This is a genomic window from Proteiniphilum sp. LBM24028 (assembly GCF_056629195.1).
Genome location: NZ_CM152817.1, coordinates 31932 through 55959 on the forward strand (window position 1 = coordinate 31932; position 24028 = coordinate 55959).

Below are 24028 nucleotides of genomic sequence, written 5' to 3' on the forward strand. Positions count from 1 at the left end.
ATGCATACAATGAATAGACTTTTATCATTTTTCTCAATCCTTACAATTGCGCTTTTGGCATCATGTGAGGATAAGATGTCAAATCCCCTCATAACATTCGAAAACGGAGTGGACAGCATTGCTGACGTTTTTCCGGGAGATATTATTCATGTGAAAGGAACTATTACTGCCGAGGAACCTCTTGTGGGAACTTTTTATTTTATTCAGAGAAAGGATGCGGGAGTCTTGGAAGAGACCGGAGATCGTCTGATCCTTGGAGAGGAGGGAACCTCCGGATCTTTCTCCCTGGAAGTGACCGCGGAAGCTGTAATAACTGGTGTGAAGATAATTGCCGAAGATAAGAGCGGAAATCGTACCGTTAAAATATTCAAAGTAATAAAAGGTGTAGACGAAATCAATATTGCCCTAGAGGAGCCCGCTTTTCTTGATGATATCAATACCGGAGAGGTCTTTCACGTAAAAGGTAAAGTAACGTCCAAAACGAAAATAACGAATTTGAACTATCGGATAATAAAAGGCGACACAAATGATACTCCGGTAGACATGGATATAACAGGAGCGCTGGAATCCTCTTTCGATATTTCTTTAGCTGCACGTAACGGCTGGACCGGTGTATTAATAACTGCTTCTAATCAGAGTGAGCTGGTTGCCGAAAAACTTTTCGAATTAAAGCACGTGACTCATGTAGGTCCTTCAATTTTGTTCGATTCGGAAGAGATTCTGGTGAAGCCTGATTCTATGTTTACCGTATCCGGAAGAGTTGCCTCCAACCACCCTGTTGCTTCACTTTCATATATAGTTGTCAGGGGCACAGTGTCTGATCCTGCTAAACCAGCCTTATTAACCGGAGACAGGTTTAATTTTGAAGTGAATGCCTATGAAACGGCAACTGCTGTGATGCTAATAGCAACTGATGAAAAAGGAAATGAGGGCGAGGGGACAATCCCTGTGTCTATTCTGTTTCCCTCCAGAACGGAAGGGAGTTCAATGATCCATTATAAAAACATTATTCTAACGGATAGTCCGTCGAAGGGTTATTTTAGTTTTTCTCTGGCTCCCTATGTGCTTGACAAAGAGAAGGCTACCTCTAGCCAGGAACATGTCAATCTGTTGTATTCCAATTTATTCATTGCAGATGGGAATACCAATAACGGTCCGGCTGTTTTTGGCCCGAATGTATACAATGCCTCCACAATCAAAGCACCTTATATGGTAGAGGGATGGACCACACTGAACTTAACGCGCACACCTGTTGCAAATGATTTCTTCAGTGTCTCGGGTCTCACCTTTGATGAAATACCGGATAATAAGGATGCCTGGGATCAGATCAATCAATATATCAAAAGCAAAATAGGGTCTTCCAGTGTAGTGCGTCAGAAGAATGTGTCAGTGGGATATATGTTCGCTATCGGTTACGGAGGCACTACTGCAGGAGAGATTAATAAATATGCGCTCGTTATCGTTCGGGGGATGGGTGGTAAAAATGCTACTTCCGTTGGAGAGTCCACAGGAGCCTGGATTGAGCTTGAAATTAAAATGAGCAAATAAATAATAGTTATTGAGTTAATAAACGTAAGAGGGTGAGGTCACGCAGTGATTTCACCCTCTTCAGGTATGTCGGCATGGCACTTAACTTGGTAGAGATGCTTTTTTATCGGAATAGACAAATGAGGTAGGCTTGTATGTCGATTGTCATTTCTCAATTTATTACTACCTTTGCATCTTAAATTTTGTATGGTTTAAATGTATTGACAATGAGTAAAAAGTTCCCGGAATACAATCAACTAAATCTTTCAGAAGTTAACAAGGAGATGTTGAAATTGTGGGATGAGAAGGAGATTTTCAGGAAAAGTCTGGAAATACGCGAAGGACATCCCCGGTTTGTATTTTATGAGGGTCCTCCTTCTGCCAACGGCATGCCGGGGATCCATCATGTAATTGCACGATCCATCAAAGACATTTTCTGCCGTTACAAAACAATGAAAGGATTTCTGGTGAACCGGAAAGCCGGCTGGGATACCCATGGCCTGCCTGTGGAACTCGGCGTGGAAAAGTCAATGGGCATTACCAAGGAGGATATTGGAAAGAAAATATCCGTAGAGGAGTATAATGCAGCCTGTCGCACAGAAGTAATGAAATATACGCGGGAATGGGAAGATCTCACGCGGAAAATGGGTTACTGGGTGGACATGAGCGATCCTTACATTACTTACGACAATCGCTATATAGAAACACTCTGGTACCTGCTCAAAGAGCTGTACAAAAAAGATTACCTCTATAAGGGATATACCATACAACCCTATTCACCTGCCGCGGGAACAGGATTAAGTACACACGAACTTAATCAGCCCGGATGTTACCGTGATGTAAAGGATACCACCTGTACGGCGCAGTTCCTTATTAAGAACCCACTGCCCGAGTGGAAAGAATTTGGGGAGCCATTCTTTCTGGCATGGACAACCACGCCCTGGACATTGCCTTCGAACGTATTGCTGGCCGTAGGAAAGAATATTGATTATGTTGCGGTGCAGACCTATAACCCTTATACAGGAAAACCCGTGACGTTGATACTGGCCAAGAATCTGCTTGGAACTTACTTTCCGGAGAAGAACAGTGCTTTGTCCCTTGATGAATACAAACCCGGAGACAAGAATATCCCGTTCCATGTGCTCGACAAGGTATGGAAAGGTTCCGACCTTGCCGGGATCGGTTATGAACAGCTTATCGCATGGGTGAAAGCGACTGATAATGCATTTAAAGTGGTGACGGGCGACTTCGTAACTACGGAAGATGGCACCGGAATTGTACATATTGCACCCACCTTCGGTGCGGATGACATGAAGGTAGGCAGAGAGAACGATGTGCCTGGTTTGTTACTTACCGATAAAGAAGGGAATCCACGCCCCATGGTGGATCTCACAGGTAAATTTTTCCGGCTCGAAGAGCTCGATCCGCTTTTTGTGAAGAACAACATGGATGCGGAACATTATAAAGAGTATGCGGGCCGCTATGTAAAAAACGAATATGACAATTCCCTCACCGAAGAGGATGCTACGCTTGATGTGGATCTCTCCGTAATGCTGAAACAACAGAACCGTGCCTTTCGCATTGAAAAGCATGTACATACCTATCCCCACTGTTGGCGCACCGACAAGCCGGTATTGTACTATCCCCTCGATAGCTGGTTTATCCGTACCACGGCAGCCCGTGACAAAATGATTGAACTCAACAATACCATCAACTGGAAGCCGCAGTCCACCGGTACAGGCCGTTTCGGCAAATGGCTCGAAAACCTGCAGGACTGGAACCTGAGCCGCAGTCGCTATTGGGGTACACCGTTACCCATCTGGCGTACAGAAGACGGCAAAGAGGAGAAATGTATCGGTTCGGTGAAAGAACTCTATGAGGAGATGCAGAAAGCACTGGATGCCGGTGTGATGACCGAACTCCCATGGAAGGATCTGGACCTGAACAGCTACAAGGAACTGCAATATGATCAGATTGACCTGCATCGCCCCTATGTGGACAATATTGTACTGGTATCGGAGAGTGGTAGGCCGATGAGGCGCGAGTCGGACCTGATCGATGTCTGGTTCGACAGTGGAGCAATGCCTTTCGCACAGGTTTTCTATCCCCACATTTCAGAAGACGGGTTTCAGCGGGAGTTTCCTGCCGATTTTATCGCTGAGGGAGTGGATCAGACGCGCGGCTGGTTTTATACACTGCATGCAATCGCTTCGATGGTAAAGGGCAGTGTGGCATTTAAGAATGTGATATCCAACGGACTGGTATTGGATAAGAATGGTAATAAGATGTCCAAGCGTTTGGGAAATGCGGTGGATCCGTTTGATACCATCGGAAAACATGGTTCCGACCCGCTTCGCTGGTACATGATTACCAATGCGGCACCCTGGGATAATCTCAAATTCGATATAGAAGGAGTGGAGGAATCACGCAGGAAGTTCTTTGGTACACTTTACAATACCTATTCCTTTTTTGCTTTGTATGCCAATGTAGACAATTACATCGATCAGTATCCGCGGATTCCGGTTGAAAAGAGACCAGAAATAGACCGCTGGATCATCTCACTGTTGAACTCACTCGTGAGGGAGGTAGATCAGGGTTATGAGAATTACGAGCCGACCAAGGCAGGACGTGCCATAGCCGACTTCGTAAGCGACAATCTCAGTAACTGGTATGTGCGCCTGAACCGGAAACGTTTCTGGGGAGGTGAGATGACCGATGATAAATTGTCGGCCTACCAGACACTGTATCAGTGCTTGGTGACGGTAGCAAAGCTGATGGCGCCCATCGCCCCGTTTTATGCCGATAAGTTGTACCTCGACCTGATCTCCGTCACAAACAGCGAACGTCAAGAGTCGGTCCATTTGGCCGATTTTCCGGAGGCGGACGGAAAACTTATTGACCATCCGCTCGAGGAGCAGATGTACCTGGCACAAACTGCATCTTCCATTGTGCTGGCATTGCGTCGCAAAGTGAATATCAAAGTACGTCAGCCTCTTTCCAGAATCATGATTCCGGTGGTGGATGAAGAACAGAAGCTATATATATCGTCTGTTGAGTCACTTATTCTCAGCGAAGTGAACGTCAAAGAACTGCATTTTGTGGATTCAGCCAGTGAGATACTTGTGAAACGGGTAAAGCCCGATTTTAAGAAGCTGGGGCCAAGATACGGAAAAATCATGAAGCCACTGGCGAGACATATTCAGGAGATGAGTAAGCACCAGATTAATGAGCTGGAGAATACGGGTTCACTCCTCCTTGTGATAGATGGACAAGAGGCAGTGATTACAACCGACGATGTGGAGATTATCTCGGAGGATATCCCGGGATGGCTGGTAGGTAATGAAGGAAAGCTGACTGTGGCGCTCGATGTGACGATTACCGGAGAACTCGAAAAAGAGGGTATTGCCCGGGAACTGGTCAACAGGATTCAAAATCTGCGTAAAGCAAAGGATTTTGCAATCACAGACCGCATCACCGTACGCATTTCATCTCACCCCGCTTTCAATGAAGCAATCACAACCAATGCCGGTTATATAAGAAATCAGGTGCTGGCCGATAAAGTCGAAATTGTGACGGAACTGCTTGATGATCAGATAGAAATAGATGATCAGGCTTTGACCGTCAGCATTCTTAAAAACAGTTGAGAATTATTTGTTTTATATGTATCTTTGTGAAGGTATGCAAAAGCAAACAGGCATTATATAATTCCGGTTGTTGTACATAAACTCAGATTCCAATAAGAGGCATAGCCAATAAACATATATTATTATGAGCGAGAAGACAAGATATTCAGACGAGGAACTGGAGGAATTCAGGGCCATTATCAATGAAAAGTTACAGGTTGCCCGTCAGGAGTATGACAATTATCGTGCTGCCGTTACCAATACCGACGGTAACGATACCATTGATACATCTCCTACTTACAAGGTTCTTGAAGAAGGTGCTTCCACTCTCTCAAAAGAGGAAGCGGGTCGTCTGGCACAACGTCAGATGAAGTTCATTCAAAACTTACAGGCTGCATTAGTACGCATTGAGAATGGGACATACGGCATTTGCCGCGAAACAGGCAAGCTGATCCCGAAGGAGCGCCTTCGCGCAGTGCCTCATGCCACATTGAGCATTGAGGCCAAGTCTGCCAAGAAAAAGTAAGACCTGCCGGATGAAGAATTGTACACACAAGGCCTGGATGGCCGTAGCAGTTGTTCTTCTGGTTCTTCTGGTTGATCAGCTTTCCAAGATATGGGTGAAAACGCACATGGGTTTGTACGACTCCATACCGGTTACCGACTGGTTCCGGATTTATTTTGTGGAGAATAATGGAATGGCTTTTGGCATTGAAGCGGGTGGAAAACTCTTTCTGTCACTTTTTCGTATTGTTGCGGTTGTGATGATCATCTTCTATATCAGTAGACTGGTGAAGGAAAATTATAAAACCGGATTTATCGTGTGTGTTACACTCGTCCTGGCGGGTGCCACCGGAAATATTATCGACAGCATCTTCTATGGCGCCATTTTTGAAGCCAGTTATCCGGGACATGTGGCTTCCCTGGTGCCGTGGGGCGAAGGATATTCGTCGCTCCTTCACGGTAAGGTTGTGGATATGCTGTACTTTCCGTTGTTCAGCGGTACCTGGCCCCACTGGGTGCCAATGGTGGGTGGAGACGAGTTCCTTTTTTTTCGCTTTATCTTTAATATTGCCGATTCGGCGATTACCGTGGGTGTTATCCTGATTCTGCTGTTTTATAGAAGAACGTTGTCCTATTCGTTGCTGTCGAAAACAGAACGGGATAAATTAGACAAAGAAAAACAGGCAAAGGAAAGTGAAATCTAATCTTGCTTCATATTTTTTATTTACCATCGCGGTGGTAGTATGGATCTCCTCCTGTCAGAACCGCCCGAAGGAAGTATTGAACAGGAAGCAGATGGAACAGGTCTTGTATGATGTATATGTTGCCGAGGCAATTATAGAGAGTGATTATCAGCATTTCGATACACCCGAAAAAAAAGAGGCATATATCAACGAGGTCTTTAAAGCACATCAGATCACACCGGCTCGGTGGGACACGTCGTTGTCGTGGTATTCCGACAGAATAGATTTGTATCTGAAGATGAATGATTCTGTAAAGGCGAGGCTGCAGCGAGCACGCACCGACATAGATACCCGGCTTTCAGCACAACAGACACAGCAGTATACAGCAGACCCGTCTCTGTTTCAACCATCCTACATCCCGCGGACGTTTGTCTTTTCCATGCCATCACCCAGAAACGGGTTCCGGTTTCAACTGGATTCAACGGATATAAATGAGAAAATCCCCGACGATCGTTTCTCTTTTACATTCAGTGCGATTGGTATACCGCCACTCTACAATACACGTTTTTTCTCTCTGCTTACCCTGCAATATACGGATACGACCCTTTATCAACAGGTAGACATCACTGAAAACAAAACCTATAGTATGGTTGCTTCGAAGTTTATTGAAAATGATACGCTTTCGCAAATACAAGGTTTTGTACATCTGCAGGATACCACCTCTGTAGCCTTACAAATAAAACTATACGATATATTCCTTGGGAACAAGCCAGATCCGCAGGATACGATACCGCAACAATTACAGGATATTATACCGGAAGACGAACGGCTTTTGCACAGAGAACGCTTAAAAATGGACGACAATGATTCTTTATAGAAAAAAGCAATTGACCATTGGTAATTTCTTTTTTAGATAATTTACTACATTTGCGAACAGAAAATTTTTACTGGAAGTATTTTAACATTTAATTATCATTTTACGACATCACGATGGAAAAGAAAAGAGTGTATACCTTTGGGAGCGGTGCCGCAGAAGGACGCGCGGACATGAAAAACCTGCTTGGCGGCAAGGGGGCAAACCTGGCTGAAATGAACCTGATCGGTGTACCCGTTCCTCCCGGCTTCACAATTACTACGGAGGTCTGTACGGAGTACAACGAATTGGGCAGGGATTACGTGATTGGCATCCTGAAAGAAGAGGTGGAAAATGCTGTTTCACGTATTGAAGAGCTCACGGGAACCAGGTTCGGAAATAAGGAAAATCCATGTCTGGTGTCGGTACGCTCGGGAGCCCGGGTATCGATGCCGGGTATGATGGATACCGTATTAAACCTTGGCCTCAATGACGATGCCGTGGAAGGAATCGCGAAGAAATCGGGCAATGAACGCTTTGCCTGGGATTCGTACCGCCGCTTTGTGCAGATGTACGGGGATGTGGTATTGGGATTGAAACCACAAAGCAAGGAAGATATCGATCCTTTTGAGGAGATCATGGAGGAAATGAAGAAATCAAAAGGGATTGAGCTGGATACAGATCTCACTACGGACGATTTGAAAGAGCTGGTTATACGATTCAAGGAGGCAGTGAAGGAAAAGACCGGACACGACTTCCCGATAAACCCATGGGATCAGCTCTGGGGGGCCGTATGTGCCGTGTTCGATAGCTGGATGAACGAGCGTGCCATACTTTACCGGAAAATGAACAACTTCCCGGAAGAGTGGGGTACTGCGGTGAATGTGCAGGCCATGGTATATGGAAACATGGGAAAGACTTCCGGTACCGGAGTTGCCTTCACGCGTGATGCCGCCACCGGAGAAGATATCTTTAACGGCGAATACCTTATCGATGCACAGGGAGAGGATGTGGTTGCCGGCGTACGCACTCCTCAGCAGATCACCATCGAGGGCTCACGTCGCTGGGCAAGGATGCAGGGAATATCTGAAGAGGAACGCATAGCCAAATACCCTTCTCTCGAAGAAGCACTGCCTGAATGTGCAAAGGAACTGATGACAGTACAGCAAAAGCTGGAAGACTATTTCAAGGATATGCAGGATCTGGAGTTTACCATTCAGGATGGGAAGCTATGGTTGTTGCAGACGCGTAGCGGAAAACGTACGGGTGCTGCCATGGTGAAAATAGCCATAGATATGTTCCATCAGGGATATATTGATGAAAAAACCCTATTGAAGCGATGTGATCCCGAGAAACTCGATGAGTTGCTGCACCCTGTATTTGATAAAAAGGCGATAGCTGTTGCAAAATCAATTACGCACGGATTACCCGCTTCTCCCGGAGCAGCAACAGGTCAGATAGTTTTTCACGCCGATGAAGCCGAACAATGGCATAAGGAAGGTAAAAAAGTGATTCTCTGCCGTATTGAGACTTCGCCAGAGGACCTGCGTGGTATGGCCAGCTCACAGGGAATACTGACAGCCCGCGGAGGGATGACCTCACATGCCGCGGTGGTGGCACGTGGTATGGGTAAATGCTGCGTGTCGGCAGCCAATAACGTGATCATCGATTATAAATCACGCGCAATGAATATTAACGGGCGGGAGCTGAAAGAGGGAGACTGGATTTCACTGGATGGCTCTACGGGATATGTATATGAGGGAAGAATACAGACACAGGACGCCGAACTCGACGCCAACTTTACCGAATTGATGGCCCTGGCTGAAAAGTATACCCGCATGGATGTAAGAACCAATGCTGATACACCTCATGATGCACTGGTAGCCCGTAATTTCGGTGCGAAGGGAATCGGATTATGCCGTACGGAGCATATGTTCTTTGAGGAGGACAAGATTGTGCCCATGCGTGAGATGATTCTTGCCAAGGATGAAGAAGGGCGCCGCAAAGCGTTGGAGAAGTTATTGCCATTGCAGAAGAAAGACTTCCATGGTATTTTCAGGGCAATGGATGGGTATGCTGTCACCATCCGTCTGCTCGACCCGCCACTGCACGAATTTGTACCTCACGATGAAAAAGGGCAGATGGAGATGGCAAGGGTGATGGGTATTTCCTATAAAGATATCCACGACCGGGTGGAAGGTCTTATGGAGTCTAACCCGATGTTGGGTCTCCGTGGTTGCCGTCTTGGCAATCTCTATCCCGAAATTACAGAGATGCAAACCCGGGCCATCATGGAAACTGCCCTGGAGCTTAAGAGGGAGGGGATAGAAGTCATTCCCGAGATCATGGTACCCCTCACCGGTATTGTATACGAGTTTACAGCGCAGAAAGAGATTATTGAAAAGACTATTCAGTGGGTATTTGCGGAAAAAAGTGATTCGGTGGAATACAAGATTGGAACAATGATTGAGATTCCCCGTGCAGCACTTACAGCCCATAAAATCGCCAGGGAAGCCGATTTCTTCTCTTTCGGAACCAATGATCTGACACAGATGACCTTTGGCTACAGCCGCGACGATGTGGCGAAGTTTCTGCCGATGTATCTTGATAAGGGTATTCTCAAACAGGATCCTTTCGCGGTACTCGACCAGAATGGAGTGGGGCAGCTTGTACGCATGGCAGTGCAGAAGGGACGTGAAGTGAAGCCATCGCTGAAATGCGGTATCTGCGGAGAACATGGTGGTGAGCCCTCATCGGTAAAATTCTGTCATACCGTAGGGTTGAATTACGTTTCCTGTTCCCCCTTCCGCGTGCCCATTGCACGTCTTGCAGCTGCACAGGCAGCCATTGAAGGGTAATGAAACCGATGGACAGGGATATTTTTTTTACAGAGACGCCACCCGTGGCGTCTCTGTGCTTATAACTACTTTTAACCATCAAACCATTTGGCTGCTAAGGGGATTATCATTACTTTTACATCTGTTATTCTACACCGATTAACTTGTGAAAATAAGCTTTGAAGTTAATTTGTGAATGTGATAGATTCAAAGATGTGATGATTTAATCTACAAATCGTTAAATCAGTAAATCAACTAATATGAAGTATTCTGTGAAGATATTGTTCTTACTTGTAGCATTGTCAACTGCTTCCTTTCTTGTGGCTCAAAACAATGTAATTGACGAGATTGTCTGGGTTGTGGGCGACGAAGCCATCCTGAAATCGGAGGTGGAAGAATATCGCAAAGAAATTCTGATGCAAAATCAGCGTATCGAAGGAGATCCCTATTGTTTTATCCCGGAGCAACTGGCTATCCGGAAACTTTTTCTGGATCAGGCCAAGCTTGACAGCATTGAAGTGCAGGAATCCAATGTGAACCGTTCACTTGAGTATCTGATCAATGAATATATTGCTTCCACCGGTTCTGTAGAACGGCTTGAAGAATATTACGGGAAAAGTCTGGCCGGTATCAGGGAGGACATGCGTGAACAGATACGCGAACAGCAGCTCGTGGAGGGGGTGCAGCAGAAGCACTTCGGAAATGTACAACTGACTCCGTCTGAAATAAGAAAATACTATAATAGCCTTCCTCAGGACAGTCTTCCGTTTATCCCTACCACGTTGGAAGTACAGATCATCACAGTGGAACCGAAAGTACCCCTGCAAGAGATAGACAAGGTGAAGGAGCGGCTGCGTGAATATACCGATCAGATAAATAGTGGACAGAGAGACTTTTCTACGCTGGCCCTGTTGCATTCCGAGGATCCTTCTGCGATGAAAGGAGGTGAACTGGGATTTATGACCCGGTCGCAGCTGGTTCCCGAGTTTGCCAGCGTGGCTTTTGCCCTGAACGATCCGAAGAAGGTATCGAATGTGGTAGAATCCGAATATGGATTCCATATTATCCAATTGATTGAACGACGTGGCGATATGGGCAATTTCAGGCATATCCTGCTGAAACCCAAGGTGCCCCAGGAATCGCTCGATACGGCGCTGGTGAGGCTTGATTCAATCAGTAGTGGCATCACACAGGGAAAAATCACGTTCGACGAGGCTGCCACCTATCTTTCCGCCGATAAAGATACGCGCAATAACAAGGGGATTATGGTAAATAATTCCCGTGGCTCCGCAAATGGAGGAACACCTCGTTTCGCCCTGAATGAACTGAATCAGGATATCGCAAAAGTTGTGGGCGAAATGAAAGAGGGTGAGATATCGAAACCCTTTATCATGCTCAACGAAAAAGGGCGACAAGTAGCGGCAATGGTGAAGATCTCCGCACGAAACGAAGGACATAAAGCCAACATCAATAATGACTATCAGACCATCAAGCAAATGGCAGAAAATGCCAGGCAGCAGAAGTTGGTAGATGAGTGGCTTCAGGAAAAAATAAACAAGACTTATGTGCGCATCGATCCTGCATGGCAGGGATGCGAACTCAAATACAAAGGATGGCAGAAATAATCCTTTTTTTTCTATTGGTAACCGCTCAAATACAGCAGCCACCTTCGGGACTTGCTCCGACAGCACCCGACACCCGGATCATTGAGTTGAAGCAGGCCGATTTGTGGAGTAAAAGGAGTGGTTTTGATGCAGAAATACTCACGGGCAATGTCACCTTTTTTCACGAAGGAGCTTTTATGTATTGCGACAGTGCATATCTGTATCAGCAAACCAACACATTCGAAGCCTTCAGTAACGTGCGCATGGAACAGGGAGATACCATCTTTGTATATGGCGACTATCTTCATTACGACGGTAATACCCGCCTTGCACGGCTGAGGAACAATATTCGCATGGAAGACCGCACGGCAACTCTCTTTACCGACAGTCTTGATTACGACAGGATGGCAAACCTCGGTTACTATTTTGAAGGAGGAATGCTGGTGGATGAAGAAAACGAGCTCACTTCATTCTGGGGGCAGTACAGTCCCGACACCAAACAGGCATTGTTCAGCGACAGCGTAAAACTGATCAACGAGGATTATATTATCTATTCAGATACGCTGAAATATAATACAGAATCGAAATACGCTGATATCCTGGGCCCTTCACGTATTGTATCAGACAGCGGTTATGTGCATACAAGCAACGGGTGGTATAATACAGTAACCGAAGATTCCCGTCTTTTTGACCGCTCAGAGGTGTATAGCAATGACGGCACCAAGGTGCTCATTGGCGACACCATCTTTTATAACCGTCAAACCGGTGTGGGAGAAGTCTTTGGTAACATGTTCCTCGAGGATAAGGAGCGTAAGGCCATTCTTCAGGGAAATTATGGATTTTATAACGAAAAAACCGAATACGGACTTGCCACCGATTCAGCTTTTGCCATCGACTATTCGCAGCAGGAGAGCATGTATGTGCATGGCGACACACTGGTGTTGATCACTGATTCTGTATATCGCGACATCAAAGCGTATTACGAGGTACGTTTCTTTCGTGCCGATTTGCAGGGAGTGTGTGACTCATTGCATTATACTTCACGCGATTCCATGGTCTACATGATCGGGGACCCGGTAGTCTGGAGTGATAATAATCAGATCACGGGGAATCAGATCAATATTTATCTGAATGATTCAACGATAGAGAAAGCGATTGTGAAAGACTATGCGCTGGCTATTCAGGACAGGAAGGAGCATCAGCAATACAATCAGCTTAGTGGTAGGGATATGACCGCCTTCTTTCGCAATGGGGACCTCTATCATGTACTGGTAGAAGGTAATGCCGAGTCGCTTTACTACCTCACGGAAAAAGACAGCACGATTATCGGGCTGAATAAAACGGAGAGTGCTTACCTCTCCATGGATATTGAGAATGAACAGATCAAACGGTTGAAACTGTGGTCGTCTACCACAGCCGTAACAACTCCTTTGCCTCAGCTGAAGCCGGAGGATTCGCGTTTACAAGGTTTCGTTTGGCTTGATTATTTACGTCCTGCCGGACCCAACGATATTTTTCGAAGTAACAAGCGACACAGCTCGGAAGGTACGGAACAACGGCAGCAACGGTTTCAGAGAGAGGATATCACATTGTAGGAATGCCGTTTTGTTTCTCTGAACGGAATTTTCTATTTTTGTAACAAACAACATTCTTTTTACTTATGGGCACTTTTTTTTTCTACAATAACAGAAAGCCGCGTAAATTCAATTATACGCCAATCCTTCACGATCCGGAGGAAGATGCACGTAAGGACAAGCTGCAGAACCGAATTGATGAGATAAAAAGAGAGATGGGTGTGCTCCCTGATCTCCCGCAGGAAAAGATGGCCGAGCGGAAAGATTTCAAAGCTGAATTTATCTCGCAAACCCGTCATCTGAAAAAGAGAAAAACACGGGAAGCTTCCGGTGAGCGAACCTTTTTCACCAACAACGGATTGCTAATTATTATACTGATCATCCTTTTTGCCGTCTTCTTTTTCTGGTTATTGCGGTAGCAATCAGACATTCATACTTATGCCAGATATCATACATCTACTTCCGGATTCCATTGCCAACCAGATTGCAGCAGGTGAGGTAATTCAACGACCGGCGTCGGTAGTAAAAGAGCTGGTGGAGAATTCACTTGACGCGGGTGCTACGCATATCCGGATATGCATTAAAGATGCAGGTCGCACCCTCATTCAGGTGATTGATGATGGGCTGGGCATGTCGGGTACCGACGTGCGGATGGCCTTCGAACGTCATGCCACATCAAAAATAAGACAGGTGGATGATCTTTTTTCTCTCACCACCATGGGTTTCCGAGGTGAGGCACTCCCCTCCATAGCTGCCATATCACAAATAGAAGTAAAAAGCCGCCGTGAAGAAGATGAACTAGGTACGTTGATTGTGATAAATGGTTCCAGACTCGAAAGGCAGGAATTTATTTCTTGCGCGACAGGAACTTCTGTTTCTGTGAAGAATATATTTTTCAATGTACCTGCGAGACGTAAATTCCTGAAATCAAACGAAACCGAAAGACGCAACATATTTTCTGAAATCGAACGCATTGTACTGGTGAATCCTCATATTGAGTTCACCCTCATAGAAAATGATATTGAAACACTCCATCTGCCTGTAACCAGCTTAAAACAACGCATCGTACAGCTCGAGGGAAAGAGCGCCACCCAGCAACTTATCGAGATAGATGAAGAGACTACACTTGGTAAGATTCACGGGTATGTGGCACGTCCCGAGTTTGCCAAAAAAGGGAGGGTAAACCAGTTCTTTTTCGTGAATAACCGTTTTATCCGTCATCCTTATTTTCACAGGGCTGTAATGACGGCTTTCGAACCATTGATCGCCGCAAATGAAAAACCGGCCTACTACATTTATCTTCGGGTAGATCCAGACACGATTGATGTCAATATTCACCCCACAAAGACAGAGGTGAAATTTGAGAATGAACAGGCACTTTGGCAGATCCTGATGGTTACGGTGAAGGAGTCGCTGGGTAAGTTTAACGCTATACCCAGTATCGATTTTGATAGGGAGGATGCACCGGAGATACCAATTTACGATCCTTCCCGCAATGCGCCCATGCCGCGGGTAAATATCAATTCCGGTTATAATCCTTTTCACAACACCCGTCCGGAAAGACAAGCCTCCTCACTCCCCGCTTATGGATGGGAACAACTTTACCAGGGGTTTGAGAACGAAAAGGAACTGTCGTCCGAAGCGGACACTGACAGACAGGGAAGTCTTTTCACCACCGGGGTTAATCAGGATCATCCCGATACGGAATTTTACCCCGAGCACTATCAGTATAAACAAAAATACATTCTTACTTCGGTCAAGTCGGGCCTGATGATTATTGATCAGCACAAAGCGCATATACGGATCCTTTTCGACAAGTATCTTGAACAAATAAAGCAAAGAAAGGGTGTGGTGCAGCGTGTATTATTCCCGGAAATACTGGAGCTGTCGGCAGCCGAAGCAGCCACGCTGCCCTCTCTTATGAATGATCTGGAAGCATTGGGCTTCGAATTGAGCCCTTTGGGCAATTATACCTTCGCTATTCAAGGCGTTCCGTCGGAGATTGAAAATGTGGATGCTTCACTGCTTATACGTACAATTATTGGGAAAGGCATGGAAGCGGGGAATGACGTGAAGACAGATATGCAGGAGGCCATGGCACTCTCTTTTGCCGGAATGACAGCTATTCCTTACGGGAGAATACTTACATCGGAGGAGATGTTGCTTACGGTGAGTCAGCTTTTTGCGACCAGAACGCCCACTTATACGCCCGACGGACAAAAGATAGTCAGTCTGATTTCGGATGAAGACCTGGAAAAAAAAATGCATTGATTTATTTCACCTTTTAATACGCACACACTATGAAATATGCTTATTGTGGCAAGAGTGGATTACAACTACCCAGAATATCGTTGGGTCTCTGGCACAACTTTGGATTTATAAATGACTATGAAATAGCCAAGGAGATGATTCTTCATGCTTTTGAAATGGGTGTTACACATTTTGACCTGGCAAATAATTATGGTCCCCCTCCCGGATCAGCAGAGAGCAATTTTGGTAAAATTCTGAGAGAGAACCTTGCCTCTCATCGCGACGAGATGATAATTTCTTCCAAAGCAGGCCATCTGATGTGGGATGGTCCCTATGGTGATGGCGCATCGCGGAAATACCTTATGGCAAGTATCAGTCAGAGTCTGAAACGCACGGGGCTTGAGTATTTCGACATCTTCTACACTCATAGATATGATCCGAATACCCCGATAGAAGAAACCATGCAGGCTTTGGTGGATATCGTCCGTCAGGGCAAGGCGCTTTACATAGGGATTTCGAAGTATCCGCCTCTGCAGGCACGCCACGCGATGAATTACCTGAAAGAACGGGATGTTCCCTGTCTGATATTTCAGGATAAATACAGCATGTTTAATCGAAAGCCCGAAGAAGAGATCCTGGATATTACCGCCGGATATGGATCTGGATTCATAGCCTTTTCGCCTTTGGCGCAAGGAGTACTCACCGACAAGTATCTCCATGGTATTCCGGCACATTCACGGGCAGCCGAGCCTGCAGGGTTCCTGCGGGAGGATCAGGTCACCGATATACTTGTTGAAAAGGTGAAAAAGCTTCATATCCTTGCAGGGTTACGTGGGCAGACAATGGCCGGGATGGCGTTGGCATGGGTACTGAGAGACGAGAGAGTGACCTCTCTGATTGTAGGAGCCCGTAATACCAGACAGTTGGACGACAACCTGAAGGCTTTGCAGAATCTCACATTCACACAAGAAGAGTTGGAGCAGATCGATGATATTCTCGACGGAGCAACCTTGTAGTCATACCGTCCAGTCTACTATTATCAGTAATCAGTTTTTTACCAGATGAAACGACCCGTTGTTGCCCTGTTGTTGATTTTGCTCTCCGCCGTAGCCTGCGTGGATAAAACCGAAGAATTCACCATTCCTTTTGCTCCTGTGAATTTTGAAGTACATTTGGCCAGTTATGACGTTGAATTACGTAATGCTCTGGCATATAAGGTTTTTACTGAGGCAGAACGCAGACGCAATACGGATCGTTTTGGTTTTGCCGGCCTGCTGGTGGTTTCCGATGTTACAGGGAATCTGTTGTTCGCCTACGATCTTTGTTGTCCCTACGAGGACAATAAAAGCATCAAAGTGCTTCCCGACGGTAATGGGAAAGCGGAATGTACCTCGTGCGGATCCGTTTTTGTGACAATGTACGGGCAGGGTAGTGTGGTGAAGGGACCTGCATCGCAGTCGTTGCAAAGATACCGGATCATCCCCCTTTATCAGGATATCTACCAGATCGGCAACTAAGCGTTTTTATAGTTGGCTTTGAGTTATTCAGCCCTGAAATACGGGTATTTCACAAAATTAATCAGAATTTCTTTGAAAAGCGGAGAAACATTTTTACATTTGCAGTCGCAAAAACGAGGTGGTACAATATTGCGGAAGTAGCTCAGGATAGGTAGAGCACGACCTTGCCCCGAAAGGAGATGGAACCGGCCTTGGCAAGGTGATATTCAAGAGATGCACACGGCGGTGTGAAACAAGGTACAATATTGCGGAAGTAGCTCAGGATAGGTAGCGCACGACCTTGCCCCGAAAGGAGATGGAACCGGCCTTGGCAAGGTGATATTCAAGAGATGCACACGGCGGTGTGAAACAAGGTACAATATTGCGGAAGTAGCTCAGGATAGGTAGCGCACGACCTTGCCCCGAAAGGAGATGGGACCGGCCTTGGCAAGGTGATATTCAAGAGATGCACACGGCGGTGTGAAACAAGGTACAATATTGCGGAAGTAGCTCAGGATAGGTAGAGCACGACCTTGCCCCAAAAGGAGATGGGACCGGCCTTGGCAAGGTAATATTCAAGAGATGCACACGGCGGTGTGAAACAAGGTACAATATTGCGGAAGTAGCTCAGGATAGGTAGAGCACGACCTTGCCCCAAAAGGAGATGGAACCGGCCTTGGCAAGGTGATATTCAAGAGATGCACACAGCGGTGTGAAACAAGGTACAATATTGCGGAAGTAGCTCAGGATAGGTAGAGCACGACCTTGCCAAGGTCGGGGTCGCGGGTTCGAGTCCCGTCTTCCGCTCAAGGTCTGCTCGGATGGTGGAATGGTAGACACGCAAGACTTAAAATCTTGTGACCATAACGGTTGTGCGGGTTCAAGTCCCGCTCCGAGTACAATTAAAATGTTGTTGGATTAATCATTTTTCTTGCCATCAAATGATTGCGAATAAACCGATGGAGAAATGCCAAATTCTTTTTTGAAACTGGAACTGAAATAACGAATATCCATAAATCCCACCTTTAAAGCCACTTCAGATACGGTGTAAGCTTTATTTTTCAACATTTGTGCTGCCCGTTTCAACCGGATGCTTCGAATCAGTTCGTTGGGAGACAAGTTTGTCAATCCCTTTATCTTTCTGTAAAGCATCGAAGAGCTCAGATTCATTTCGGTTGCAAAGGTCATCACGTTGAACTTTTCATTATCCAAGTTATTTTCAATGATTTCCATCGCCCTTGTCAGAAATCGATCTTCCGCAGATTTGAATTGGATATCTCTGGGGTTGACAATCAATTCCTGCTTCGATTTTTGTGCAATATTATCCTTGTTTTGGATTAACTGCATCATCCTTTTTTTCAGGTTATTTACATCAGAAGGTTTCGAAATATAAGCATCTGCCCCCTGTTCGTAACCCCTTTTTTTATCGTCATCACCGGAGTAGGCAGTGATGAAAACGAATGGAATATTATTACCTGCTCCGGGTGTAAATTTTCTGTCTGTTTTCATCCAGTTCAATTTTGGCTTTTAAGCGCATACGCAATCTCAAGAGCTTGACTATGAGTAAAATGATAGTTCAGGCATGCAAATATAGAATAGATACGAATACCAGGTTCGCCAGAAGGGTGGATTCACCCTGATTCTTAGTGTGTGGATGTTATCCTGCCAGATTCCGTTACCGTTTGTACTTTTAATTTTAAGTGTATAATTTCCAGCATGAAGGTTGGCATATGAAACGAGCATGAATTACGAAGTAATCGACTTTGTCAAAATCATTATCACACAAGATCATGACTAAAGCGAATTCCATATGACACCATTGAAAATAAATATTTTAGTCATATGAAATATACCTTTCTTCCGGGCCTACATAAATCCAATCAGGATCTACACCTTGCAGTATATAGGCGTATCTGATATTTTCTCGCTTTGTGTATACCAATGCTGAAAAAGCAAAGTAAATTTGGCTATTATTATGTGTCAGCTTTATTTCGGGAGTATAGTTTATATCGATATGATTTAGAAAATCATCAGACATCAACAATTTGTTGTTAATTCTGAAATCAGTAAAAAATACGCTACAACGTGTAGTATCAGAGACAATCTCTTCAGGATTCAGTACACCAGTAGTTGAATCATTTTTTCTGTTTTTCAACTATTTTAAAGTTAATGTCGTCATTGGCCGGACACTAGTGATGTAAATTTTAAGTTATTCAACTGGTCGGTTCTGACTTTTTTACTTTTACTCCCTGGATTGTTTTCAGCCAGATATAACCTACAATCATGGCCAGGAATGAAGCAATCAGCACGGAGAGCTTGGCTATGTCGCGCAGCATTTCGTCGTCCGGGAAAGCGAGAATCGATATAAAAATCGACATCGTAAATCCAATGCCTGCCAGAATGCCTATACCAATGAATTGAAGCCAGTTTATCTTCTCACCCAGCCTTACGAGCCTGAATTTGGTCATCAGGTAGACGGCAACGGTTATTCCAAGCGGCTTCCCGACAAAAAGGCCCAGGATAATTCCGATGGACAACGGAGAGCTGAGGCCGGTGATGGCAGCCGAGGAGATGACAATACTCGTATTGGCCAATGCAAAAATGGGGATCACGATGAAATTGACCGGAAAAAGAAGCTTCCGCTCAAAAGTGCCCAGTTTTTGTACCGGAAGTAAAAGTGCAAGAATCACACCAGCGAAAGAGGCATGAATGCCAGACCTGTACATGCTGTACCACATGCCGAGTCCCAGCAGGATCATAAGCAGGGTGCCCGCTTTATTTAGCAGTTTACGATTCACCACGAAAATTAACATACCCAGCAGGGCTACAGCCAGAAGCCATATAAACTGTAAGTTGGAGCCATAAAAAAAGGCAATGATGAGAATGGCACACAGGTCGTCGATGATGGCCAGTGCCGTTAAAAAAACTTTCATTGAATGAGGAACAGCTTTGCCCAACAGGCTGACTATTCCCAGTGTAAAGGCGATATCAGTAGCCGTTGGTATTGCCCAACCCCTTGTGTATACATTGTTTCCGGTAATAAGAATGAATATAAGTGCAGGAAAGGCCACGCCGAATAATGCAGAGGTTGCTGGCAACATCATTCTCCGGGGAGAAGAGAGTTCACCGGTTGTGGCTTCCCGTTTAATGTCAATAGTCACATAAAAAAAGAACAGTACCATCAATGCGTCATTGATAAAGTGCACAATTGTGTGTGGTAGATGCAACTGATGAAATCCGGGGATTACCGTTTCCCAGAAATTGGTGTAAGGAACCCTCGTCGCTTCAATGTTGGTTAGCAGCAGAGACGCAACTGTACATAAAATTAGAAGCACTCCTAAAGACCTGGTGTCGTGAATAATCTTGTTGAATATAGATACAGATGCCTGTATAGATGATCGGTTTGAACTCATCGATATAAAAAAGCTGTGTTAGTAATTTGAATAATATATTAATGCAACAGGAAACTGAAATCGTCTTCGTTGGACAATTCCAGAGGTTCCTGCCCATATCTGAAAATACGGGCTTTACGGTTTCCCATCAGTACCAGCTCTTTCCCTTCCAGTAGCAGCATGGTGCCTTCACGCAAACCGACCACATAAATTTCCCTGTTTACCTCGATAAATTCCTGTATACGGGCCTCACGCGTTTCACCACCGTGATTTGCCGGATTGTCGTCTAAATAGTGTGGATTTATCTGGAAGGGCAACAGTTTAAGTGTTTTGAATTTCTCCGGTTGTACAATGGGCATGTCATTTGTTGTCCTCAGTGTGGGGCATGCTATGTTGGAGCCTGCACTCCACCCGATGTAAGGGGTTCCCTTTTTAACTTTCTTGCGGATGACCTTCATCAATCCTTTTTCCTGAAGCATTTTTACCAGTTGCCAGGTGTTACCTCCTCCTACCACAATGGCATCGGCATTCTCGATTGCTTCCACAGGGTTGATAAAACGGTGGAGGCTGGTCACGTGATGTCCGATCTCGGCAAAACGGGTATTTACTTTTTCTTCGTATGCTTCATATGAAAACATGATTGCAGCGTAGGGAATAAAAATGGCATTCTTTGCTTTTTCTCCCAGAAAATCCCTGATATAATTTTTGGGATATTCAAGATAGCCTTCTCCCGGATTGGTGGAATTACTGATCAATAAGAGTCTCATCGCAAGAGTTTTTGTTTAATTGGACAAATATAACGAAAAGTAGTCGAAAAATGAGTTTATTCAGTCCGAATAACGTAAATTTGTTATTAAAAAAGAGTGGAAGAAGAATTTATGAATACTGTTTTGCGACAGATACGCACCGACTTGCGTCTCTCAATGGATGGAGTGGTTGCCGCCAGCATGCGGTTGAAAGGGATGGATTACCGAATGAATTTTGGTGTAAATTTGCCGCGACTTAAAGAAATTTCCAAAAAATACAGACCTGACAAGGCGTTGGCGGAAGTCCTTTGGAAAGAGAATGTGCGGGAGATGAAGATCCTGGCAACCATGCTCTATCCTGCCGATGTGATGTCGATAGAAACTGCAGAGAGGTGGGGTACTGGAATTGGCAACCAGGAGATAAGAGAGCAGGCATGTAGAAATCTTTTTCAGGAGATGCCCTTTGCCGATCAATTGGTAGACGGATGGACCAAGAGCGAAGATGAAATGATTCGCATGACCGGTTACTGGCTCTTTGCCAGACTCTGCATCATCCGCTCCGAAACCATGGATCGCGTGTGTAAGCCGTTATTACTACGACAGGCCGTGCAGGATTTAAAGAGTGATTCGTTGTTACTCCGCCAATCGGCATTGAACGCATTGAGATATCATGGCAGGATGTCGAAGGAAAATGCCGCAGAAGTATTACATAGTGTTGAGTCACTGGAAGGAGCCAATGAGATGTCAAAATCAGAGATGATTGATCTTCTGCGTTTTGAGTTTGAGTATACAGATTAGTCTTTAAAGTTTTTCTTGATGAAAAACATCGACAGCAGCATGTTCAGTATGAGAAAGCCACCCATACCCGCGAAAAAAATCCCTTTCCACTGAGGAAAAATAATCAGGGCGGTAACCGATGCTGTCACAATTGCTGCGATGATTACCCACAAAACCGTAAGAATTGTTTTTCTTTTTGCCATTGCTATGTTAGTTTATCTGCAAAAATAGGTATAATTATTCATCCGGACGTTTTTTAGTTGTCGCCATGGCATCTTTGAAGGATACCGTGCCGATTTTATTTTGTTTCTTTTATGAGCCAGTTTGTGATGTCGGAAAGTACTTCCGGAGAAATTGTTTGCGTAATTTTGGCATATTCGTCAACTCTTCCCGTTGTGCTCTCCTGAAAAAGATGGTTCAATCCCGGGTATACTTTTGTTGTCATACAATTGTTTCCCCCTTTTCCTAAAGCTTTTTTGATGGCGGTGAGGTTTTTTTCGGCTGTCACCTGCAGGTCGTTCTCTCCGTTGACAGCCAATACTGCACAGGAAACTTTCTCCAGGTAAGAAGCCGGATCCACAGCAAGAAAACTCCGGTAACCGGGCTTGATCATCGCATTGAACTGACTTCGCAGGTAGGACTCTTTGTTTATTTTCATTTTTAACAGGATTGGCAGTTGATTCCAGAGATGCAGCAATTTGTCGCGCAGGGCTGTGCGGTGATTCTCTGAACCATCCCACGAGAGAAGGCTTTCAAACATTTCGCGGTTGAGCATCTGCAGTTTTTCGATGGTCCCGGGCTCCATTGCCTGTTGTCGCATGGATATTTCGTTTTGATCCAGTACTACTTCAATGCCTGTTATCCCCGGAGCAGCCATCAGCACCATCATGCGGACTTCTTTCTCTACCGATGCTACCATCGGCGCCACAATGCCTCCTTCGCTGTGTCCCAGCAGGCCTATTTTCAAGTTGTCGATCTCTTTTCTCTGCCTCAGGTAGTTCAGTGCCATCGTAACGTCATCTGCAAAATCACGGAGGGTGGCTTTGTCGAAATTGCCGGTGGATTTACCCACGCCCCGTTTGTCGTACCGCAGAACGGCAAATCCATTTCTGGTGAGATGATCGGAAATGACAAGAAAAGGTTTATGCCCATAGAGTGTCTCGTCGCGATCGTTCGGGCCGCTGCCCGCGATGAGTATTACTGCAGGAAAGACTCCCGGACTGTCGGGCAGTGTAAGTGTGGCCGAAAGAGAAAAGCTTTTATCGGAATTCGGAATAATTACCTCTTCCGAAATATAAGGAAGTGGTTCCTGCGGCGTTTGGGGACGCTGAAGCAGCGGTTTACCGGAACGCCGTAACACGAGAGGAAAAGAGATACCTCCCTGGCTGAATGTGCCCGTGATGGTGTCATTTTCCAGTGTTCCTCTGTAAAGCAAGCCCAAACCTGAGGCGATAATTTCCAGTTTATTCTCCCGGAACGAACTTCTTGTGGTGGGTAGTCCAAAGGCCCCCTGATCGGGACTGTCCATGGTGCTGGTCAGTAGAGAATCGTTCCTCTCGATGTGGAAAACGATCGGAAGACGGGCAGACTGTATCTCCAGCATCCCTTCCCAGCTGCCGGTGACATCTTGTGCATTCAGGGATGCAGCGGCAAAAAGCAGGATGATACAAAGAAGTGTTTTATTCATGATGATAGGGCTCATTGTGTAGAATTGTCATTGCGCGGTATAGTTGTTCCGTAAAAATCAACCTTACCATCTGATGGGTGAATGTCATTTTTGAAAGCGATATTTTTTCATTTGCGATATTATAAATTTCCTGAGAAAATCCGTATGGACCACCTATCACAAATACAAGCCGTTTGGGAATGATATGGCTTTTTTTTTCCAGATACCGGGCAAACTCTGTGGAGGTGTGTTGCTTCCCCTTGTCATCAAGCAAAACAATGTGGTCGGCTGGTAACAGTACTTTGAGAAGAAAATTGGCCTCCATGGTTTTTTGCTCTTTTTCTGACAGGTTTTTTCTGTTTTTTATATCCGGAACCTCCTGTATATTAAAGGGAATATAAAAATTTACTCTTTTACGGTACGCATCAATCAACTGTGCAAACTGCATATCATCGGTCTTCCCCACAGAGAGCAAAATGATTTTCATCCTTCAAAT

General features: G+C 45.3%; 21 protein-coding genes and 2 tRNA genes. 15 read left to right on the forward strand and 8 right to left on the reverse strand.

The window, feature by feature from the left end; translation table 11 throughout:
- Positions 1 to 9 precede the first annotated feature (9 nt).
- The 14 genes from AC1HCU_RS00150 (at position 10) to AC1HCU_RS00215 (ending at position 17850) form a co-directional block, all read left to right on the forward strand.
- Complete coding sequence (locus tag AC1HCU_RS00150; protein ID WP_480367602.1) at positions 10 to 1548, forward strand: hypothetical protein; 1539 nt, start codon at positions 10 to 12, stop codon at positions 1546 to 1548.
- A gap of 206 nt (positions 1549 to 1754) precedes the next feature.
- Positions 1755 to 5171 (forward strand): isoleucine--tRNA ligase, encoded by a 3417-nt coding sequence (gene ileS / locus AC1HCU_RS00155; RefSeq protein ID WP_480367605.1) that lies wholly within the window; start codon positions 1755 to 1757, stop codon positions 5169 to 5171.
- Between the two features lie 124 nt (positions 5172 to 5295).
- Positions 5296 to 5676 (forward strand): TraR/DksA family transcriptional regulator, encoded by a 381-nt coding sequence (locus AC1HCU_RS00160; protein WP_480367608.1) that lies wholly within the window; start codon positions 5296 to 5298, stop codon positions 5674 to 5676.
- 10 nt (positions 5677 to 5686) lie between these two features.
- Positions 5687 to 6358: a lipoprotein signal peptidase gene (locus tag AC1HCU_RS00165; protein ID WP_480367610.1), complete on the forward strand. Its 672-nt coding sequence runs from the start codon at positions 5687 to 5689 to the stop codon at positions 6356 to 6358.
- Positions 6348 to 7214: a DUF4296 domain-containing protein gene (locus AC1HCU_RS00170; protein ID WP_480367613.1), complete on the forward strand. Its 867-nt coding sequence runs from the start codon at positions 6348 to 6350 to the stop codon at positions 7212 to 7214. Before AC1HCU_RS00165 ends, AC1HCU_RS00170 begins: the two co-directional genes overlap by 11 nt.
- 113 nt (positions 7215 to 7327) lie before the next feature.
- A complete protein-coding gene (gene ppdK / locus AC1HCU_RS00175) occupies positions 7328 to 10048 on the forward strand; it encodes a pyruvate, phosphate dikinase (protein WP_480367616.1) in 2721 nt (906 codons plus the stop codon).
- 239 nt (positions 10049 to 10287) lie between these two features.
- Positions 10288 to 11652, forward strand: coding sequence for a peptidylprolyl isomerase (locus AC1HCU_RS00180; RefSeq protein WP_480367619.1), 1365 nt, complete (start codon positions 10288 to 10290; stop codon positions 11650 to 11652).
- On the forward strand, positions 11640 to 13226 hold the full coding sequence (locus tag AC1HCU_RS00185; RefSeq protein WP_480367621.1) for an OstA-like protein: 1587 nt from the start codon (positions 11640 to 11642) through the stop codon (positions 13224 to 13226). Before AC1HCU_RS00180 ends, AC1HCU_RS00185 begins: the two co-directional genes overlap by 13 nt.
- 65 nt (positions 13227 to 13291) lie before the next feature.
- A complete protein-coding gene (locus AC1HCU_RS00190) occupies positions 13292 to 13624 on the forward strand; it encodes a hypothetical protein (protein WP_480367623.1) in 333 nt (110 codons plus the stop codon).
- A 19-nt stretch (positions 13625 to 13643) separates the two neighbouring features.
- Positions 13644 to 15476, forward strand: coding sequence for a DNA mismatch repair endonuclease MutL (mutL, locus tag AC1HCU_RS00195; RefSeq protein ID WP_480367626.1), 1833 nt, complete (start codon positions 13644 to 13646; stop codon positions 15474 to 15476).
- Between the two features lie 29 nt (positions 15477 to 15505).
- Positions 15506 to 16471 carry an aldo/keto reductase gene (locus AC1HCU_RS00200; RefSeq protein WP_480367628.1) on the forward strand — a complete coding sequence of 322 codons (966 nt, stop codon included), beginning with the start codon at positions 15506 to 15508 and terminating at the stop codon, positions 16469 to 16471.
- Positions 16472 to 16516: 45 nt separating this feature from the next.
- A complete protein-coding gene (locus AC1HCU_RS00205) occupies positions 16517 to 16972 on the forward strand; it encodes a hypothetical protein (RefSeq protein WP_480367632.1) in 456 nt (151 codons plus the stop codon).
- 711 nt (positions 16973 to 17683) lie between these two features.
- Positions 17684 to 17758: transfer RNA gene (locus AC1HCU_RS00210), tRNA-Gly, on the forward strand.
- Positions 17759 to 17766: 8 nt separating this feature from the next.
- Positions 17767 to 17850: transfer RNA gene (locus AC1HCU_RS00215), tRNA-Leu, on the forward strand.
- A gap of 19 nt (positions 17851 to 17869) precedes the next feature.
- On the opposite strand, the gene AC1HCU_RS00220 is transcribed toward AC1HCU_RS00215, so the two are convergent.
- The 5 genes from AC1HCU_RS00220 to pepE form a co-directional block, all read right to left on the reverse strand.
- Positions 17870 to 18460 (reverse strand): helix-turn-helix domain-containing protein, encoded by a 591-nt coding sequence (locus AC1HCU_RS00220; protein ID WP_480367636.1) that lies wholly within the window; start codon positions 18458 to 18460, stop codon positions 17870 to 17872.
- A gap of 48 nt (positions 18461 to 18508) precedes the next feature.
- A complete protein-coding gene (locus AC1HCU_RS00225) occupies positions 18509 to 18694 on the reverse strand; it encodes a triple tyrosine motif-containing protein (protein WP_480367638.1) in 186 nt (61 codons plus the stop codon).
- Between the two features lie 91 nt (positions 18695 to 18785).
- Positions 18786 to 19106, reverse strand: a complete 321-nt coding sequence (locus tag AC1HCU_RS00230; protein WP_480367641.1) for a hypothetical protein — start codon at positions 19104 to 19106, stop codon at positions 18786 to 18788.
- A gap of 58 nt (positions 19107 to 19164) precedes the next feature.
- Positions 19165 to 20286: a Na+/H+ antiporter NhaA gene (gene nhaA, locus AC1HCU_RS00235; protein ID WP_480367644.1), complete on the reverse strand. Its 1122-nt coding sequence runs from the start codon at positions 20284 to 20286 to the stop codon at positions 19165 to 19167.
- A 116-nt stretch (positions 20287 to 20402) separates the two neighbouring features.
- Positions 20403 to 21110, reverse strand: a complete 708-nt coding sequence (pepE, locus tag AC1HCU_RS00240; RefSeq protein ID WP_480367647.1) for a dipeptidase PepE — start codon at positions 21108 to 21110, stop codon at positions 20403 to 20405.
- Between the two features lie 96 nt (positions 21111 to 21206).
- Between pepE and AC1HCU_RS00245 the strand changes: the two genes are divergently transcribed.
- Entirely contained in the window at positions 21207 to 21887 is a 681-nt protein-coding gene (locus AC1HCU_RS00245) for a DNA alkylation repair protein (protein WP_480367649.1), read from the forward strand.
- Here the strand turns inward: AC1HCU_RS00245 and AC1HCU_RS00250 are convergent.
- The 3 genes from AC1HCU_RS00250 to rlmH all read right to left on the reverse strand — a co-directional run bounded on the left by AC1HCU_RS00250 (position 21884) and on the right by rlmH (position 24019).
- Positions 21884 to 22069, reverse strand: a complete 186-nt coding sequence (locus AC1HCU_RS00250) for a hypothetical protein (RefSeq protein ID WP_480367651.1) — start codon at positions 22067 to 22069, stop codon at positions 21884 to 21886. The two genes, AC1HCU_RS00245 and AC1HCU_RS00250, sit on opposite strands and share 4 nt — an antisense overlap.
- Before the next feature lie 95 nt (positions 22070 to 22164).
- Positions 22165 to 23553 (reverse strand): alpha/beta hydrolase family protein, encoded by a 1389-nt coding sequence (locus AC1HCU_RS00255; RefSeq protein ID WP_480367654.1) that lies wholly within the window; start codon positions 23551 to 23553, stop codon positions 22165 to 22167.
- A complete protein-coding gene (rlmH, locus tag AC1HCU_RS00260; protein WP_480367657.1) occupies positions 23546 to 24019 on the reverse strand; it encodes a 23S rRNA (pseudouridine(1915)-N(3))-methyltransferase RlmH in 474 nt (157 codons plus the stop codon). The genes AC1HCU_RS00255 and rlmH overlap by 8 nt, the downstream gene beginning before the upstream one ends.
- Between the last annotated feature and the right edge of the window lie 9 nt (positions 24020 to 24028).

Bases quoted from the DNA above. Each gene is read 5' to 3' on its own strand.
- AC1HCU_RS00150 (WP_480367602.1), top strand. From the start codon at position 10: ATGAATAGACTTTTATCATTTTTCTCAATCCTTACAATTGCGCTTTTG.
- ileS (WP_480367605.1), top strand. From the start codon at position 1,755: ATGAGTAAAAAGTTCCCGGAATACAATCAACTAAATCTTTCAGAAGTT.
- AC1HCU_RS00160 (WP_480367608.1), top strand. From the start codon at position 5,296: ATGAGCGAGAAGACAAGATATTCAGACGAGGAACTGGAGGAATTCAGG.
- AC1HCU_RS00165 (WP_480367610.1), top strand. From the start codon at position 5,687: ATGAAGAATTGTACACACAAGGCCTGGATGGCCGTAGCAGTTGTTCTT.
- ppdK (WP_480367616.1), top strand. From the start codon at position 7,328: ATGGAAAAGAAAAGAGTGTATACCTTTGGGAGCGGTGCCGCAGAAGGA.
- AC1HCU_RS00180 (WP_480367619.1), top strand. From the start codon at position 10,288: ATGAAGTATTCTGTGAAGATATTGTTCTTACTTGTAGCATTGTCAACT.
- AC1HCU_RS00185 (WP_480367621.1), top strand. From the start codon at position 11,640: ATGGCAGAAATAATCCTTTTTTTTCTATTGGTAACCGCTCAAATACAG.
- AC1HCU_RS00190 (WP_480367623.1), top strand. From the start codon at position 13,292: ATGGGCACTTTTTTTTTCTACAATAACAGAAAGCCGCGTAAATTCAAT.
- mutL (WP_480367626.1), top strand. From the start codon at position 13,644: ATGCCAGATATCATACATCTACTTCCGGATTCCATTGCCAACCAGATT.
- AC1HCU_RS00200 (WP_480367628.1), top strand. From the start codon at position 15,506: ATGAAATATGCTTATTGTGGCAAGAGTGGATTACAACTACCCAGAATA.
- AC1HCU_RS00205 (WP_480367632.1), top strand. From the start codon at position 16,517: ATGAAACGACCCGTTGTTGCCCTGTTGTTGATTTTGCTCTCCGCCGTA.
- AC1HCU_RS00220 (WP_480367636.1), bottom strand. From the start codon at position 18,460: ATGAAAACAGACAGAAAATTTACACCCGGAGCAGGTAATAATATTCCA.
- AC1HCU_RS00225 (WP_480367638.1), bottom strand. From the start codon at position 18,694: ATGCTCGTTTCATATGCCAACCTTCATGCTGGAAATTATACACTTAAA.
- pepE (WP_480367647.1), bottom strand. From the start codon at position 21,110: ATGAGACTCTTATTGATCAGTAATTCCACCAATCCGGGAGAAGGCTAT.
- AC1HCU_RS00250 (WP_480367651.1), bottom strand. From the start codon at position 22,069: ATGGCAAAAAGAAAAACAATTCTTACGGTTTTGTGGGTAATCATCGCA.
- AC1HCU_RS00255 (WP_480367654.1), bottom strand. From the start codon at position 23,553: ATGAATAAAACACTTCTTTGTATCATCCTGCTTTTTGCCGCTGCATCC.
- rlmH (WP_480367657.1), bottom strand. From the start codon at position 24,019: ATGAAAATCATTTTGCTCTCTGTGGGGAAGACCGATGATATGCAGTTT.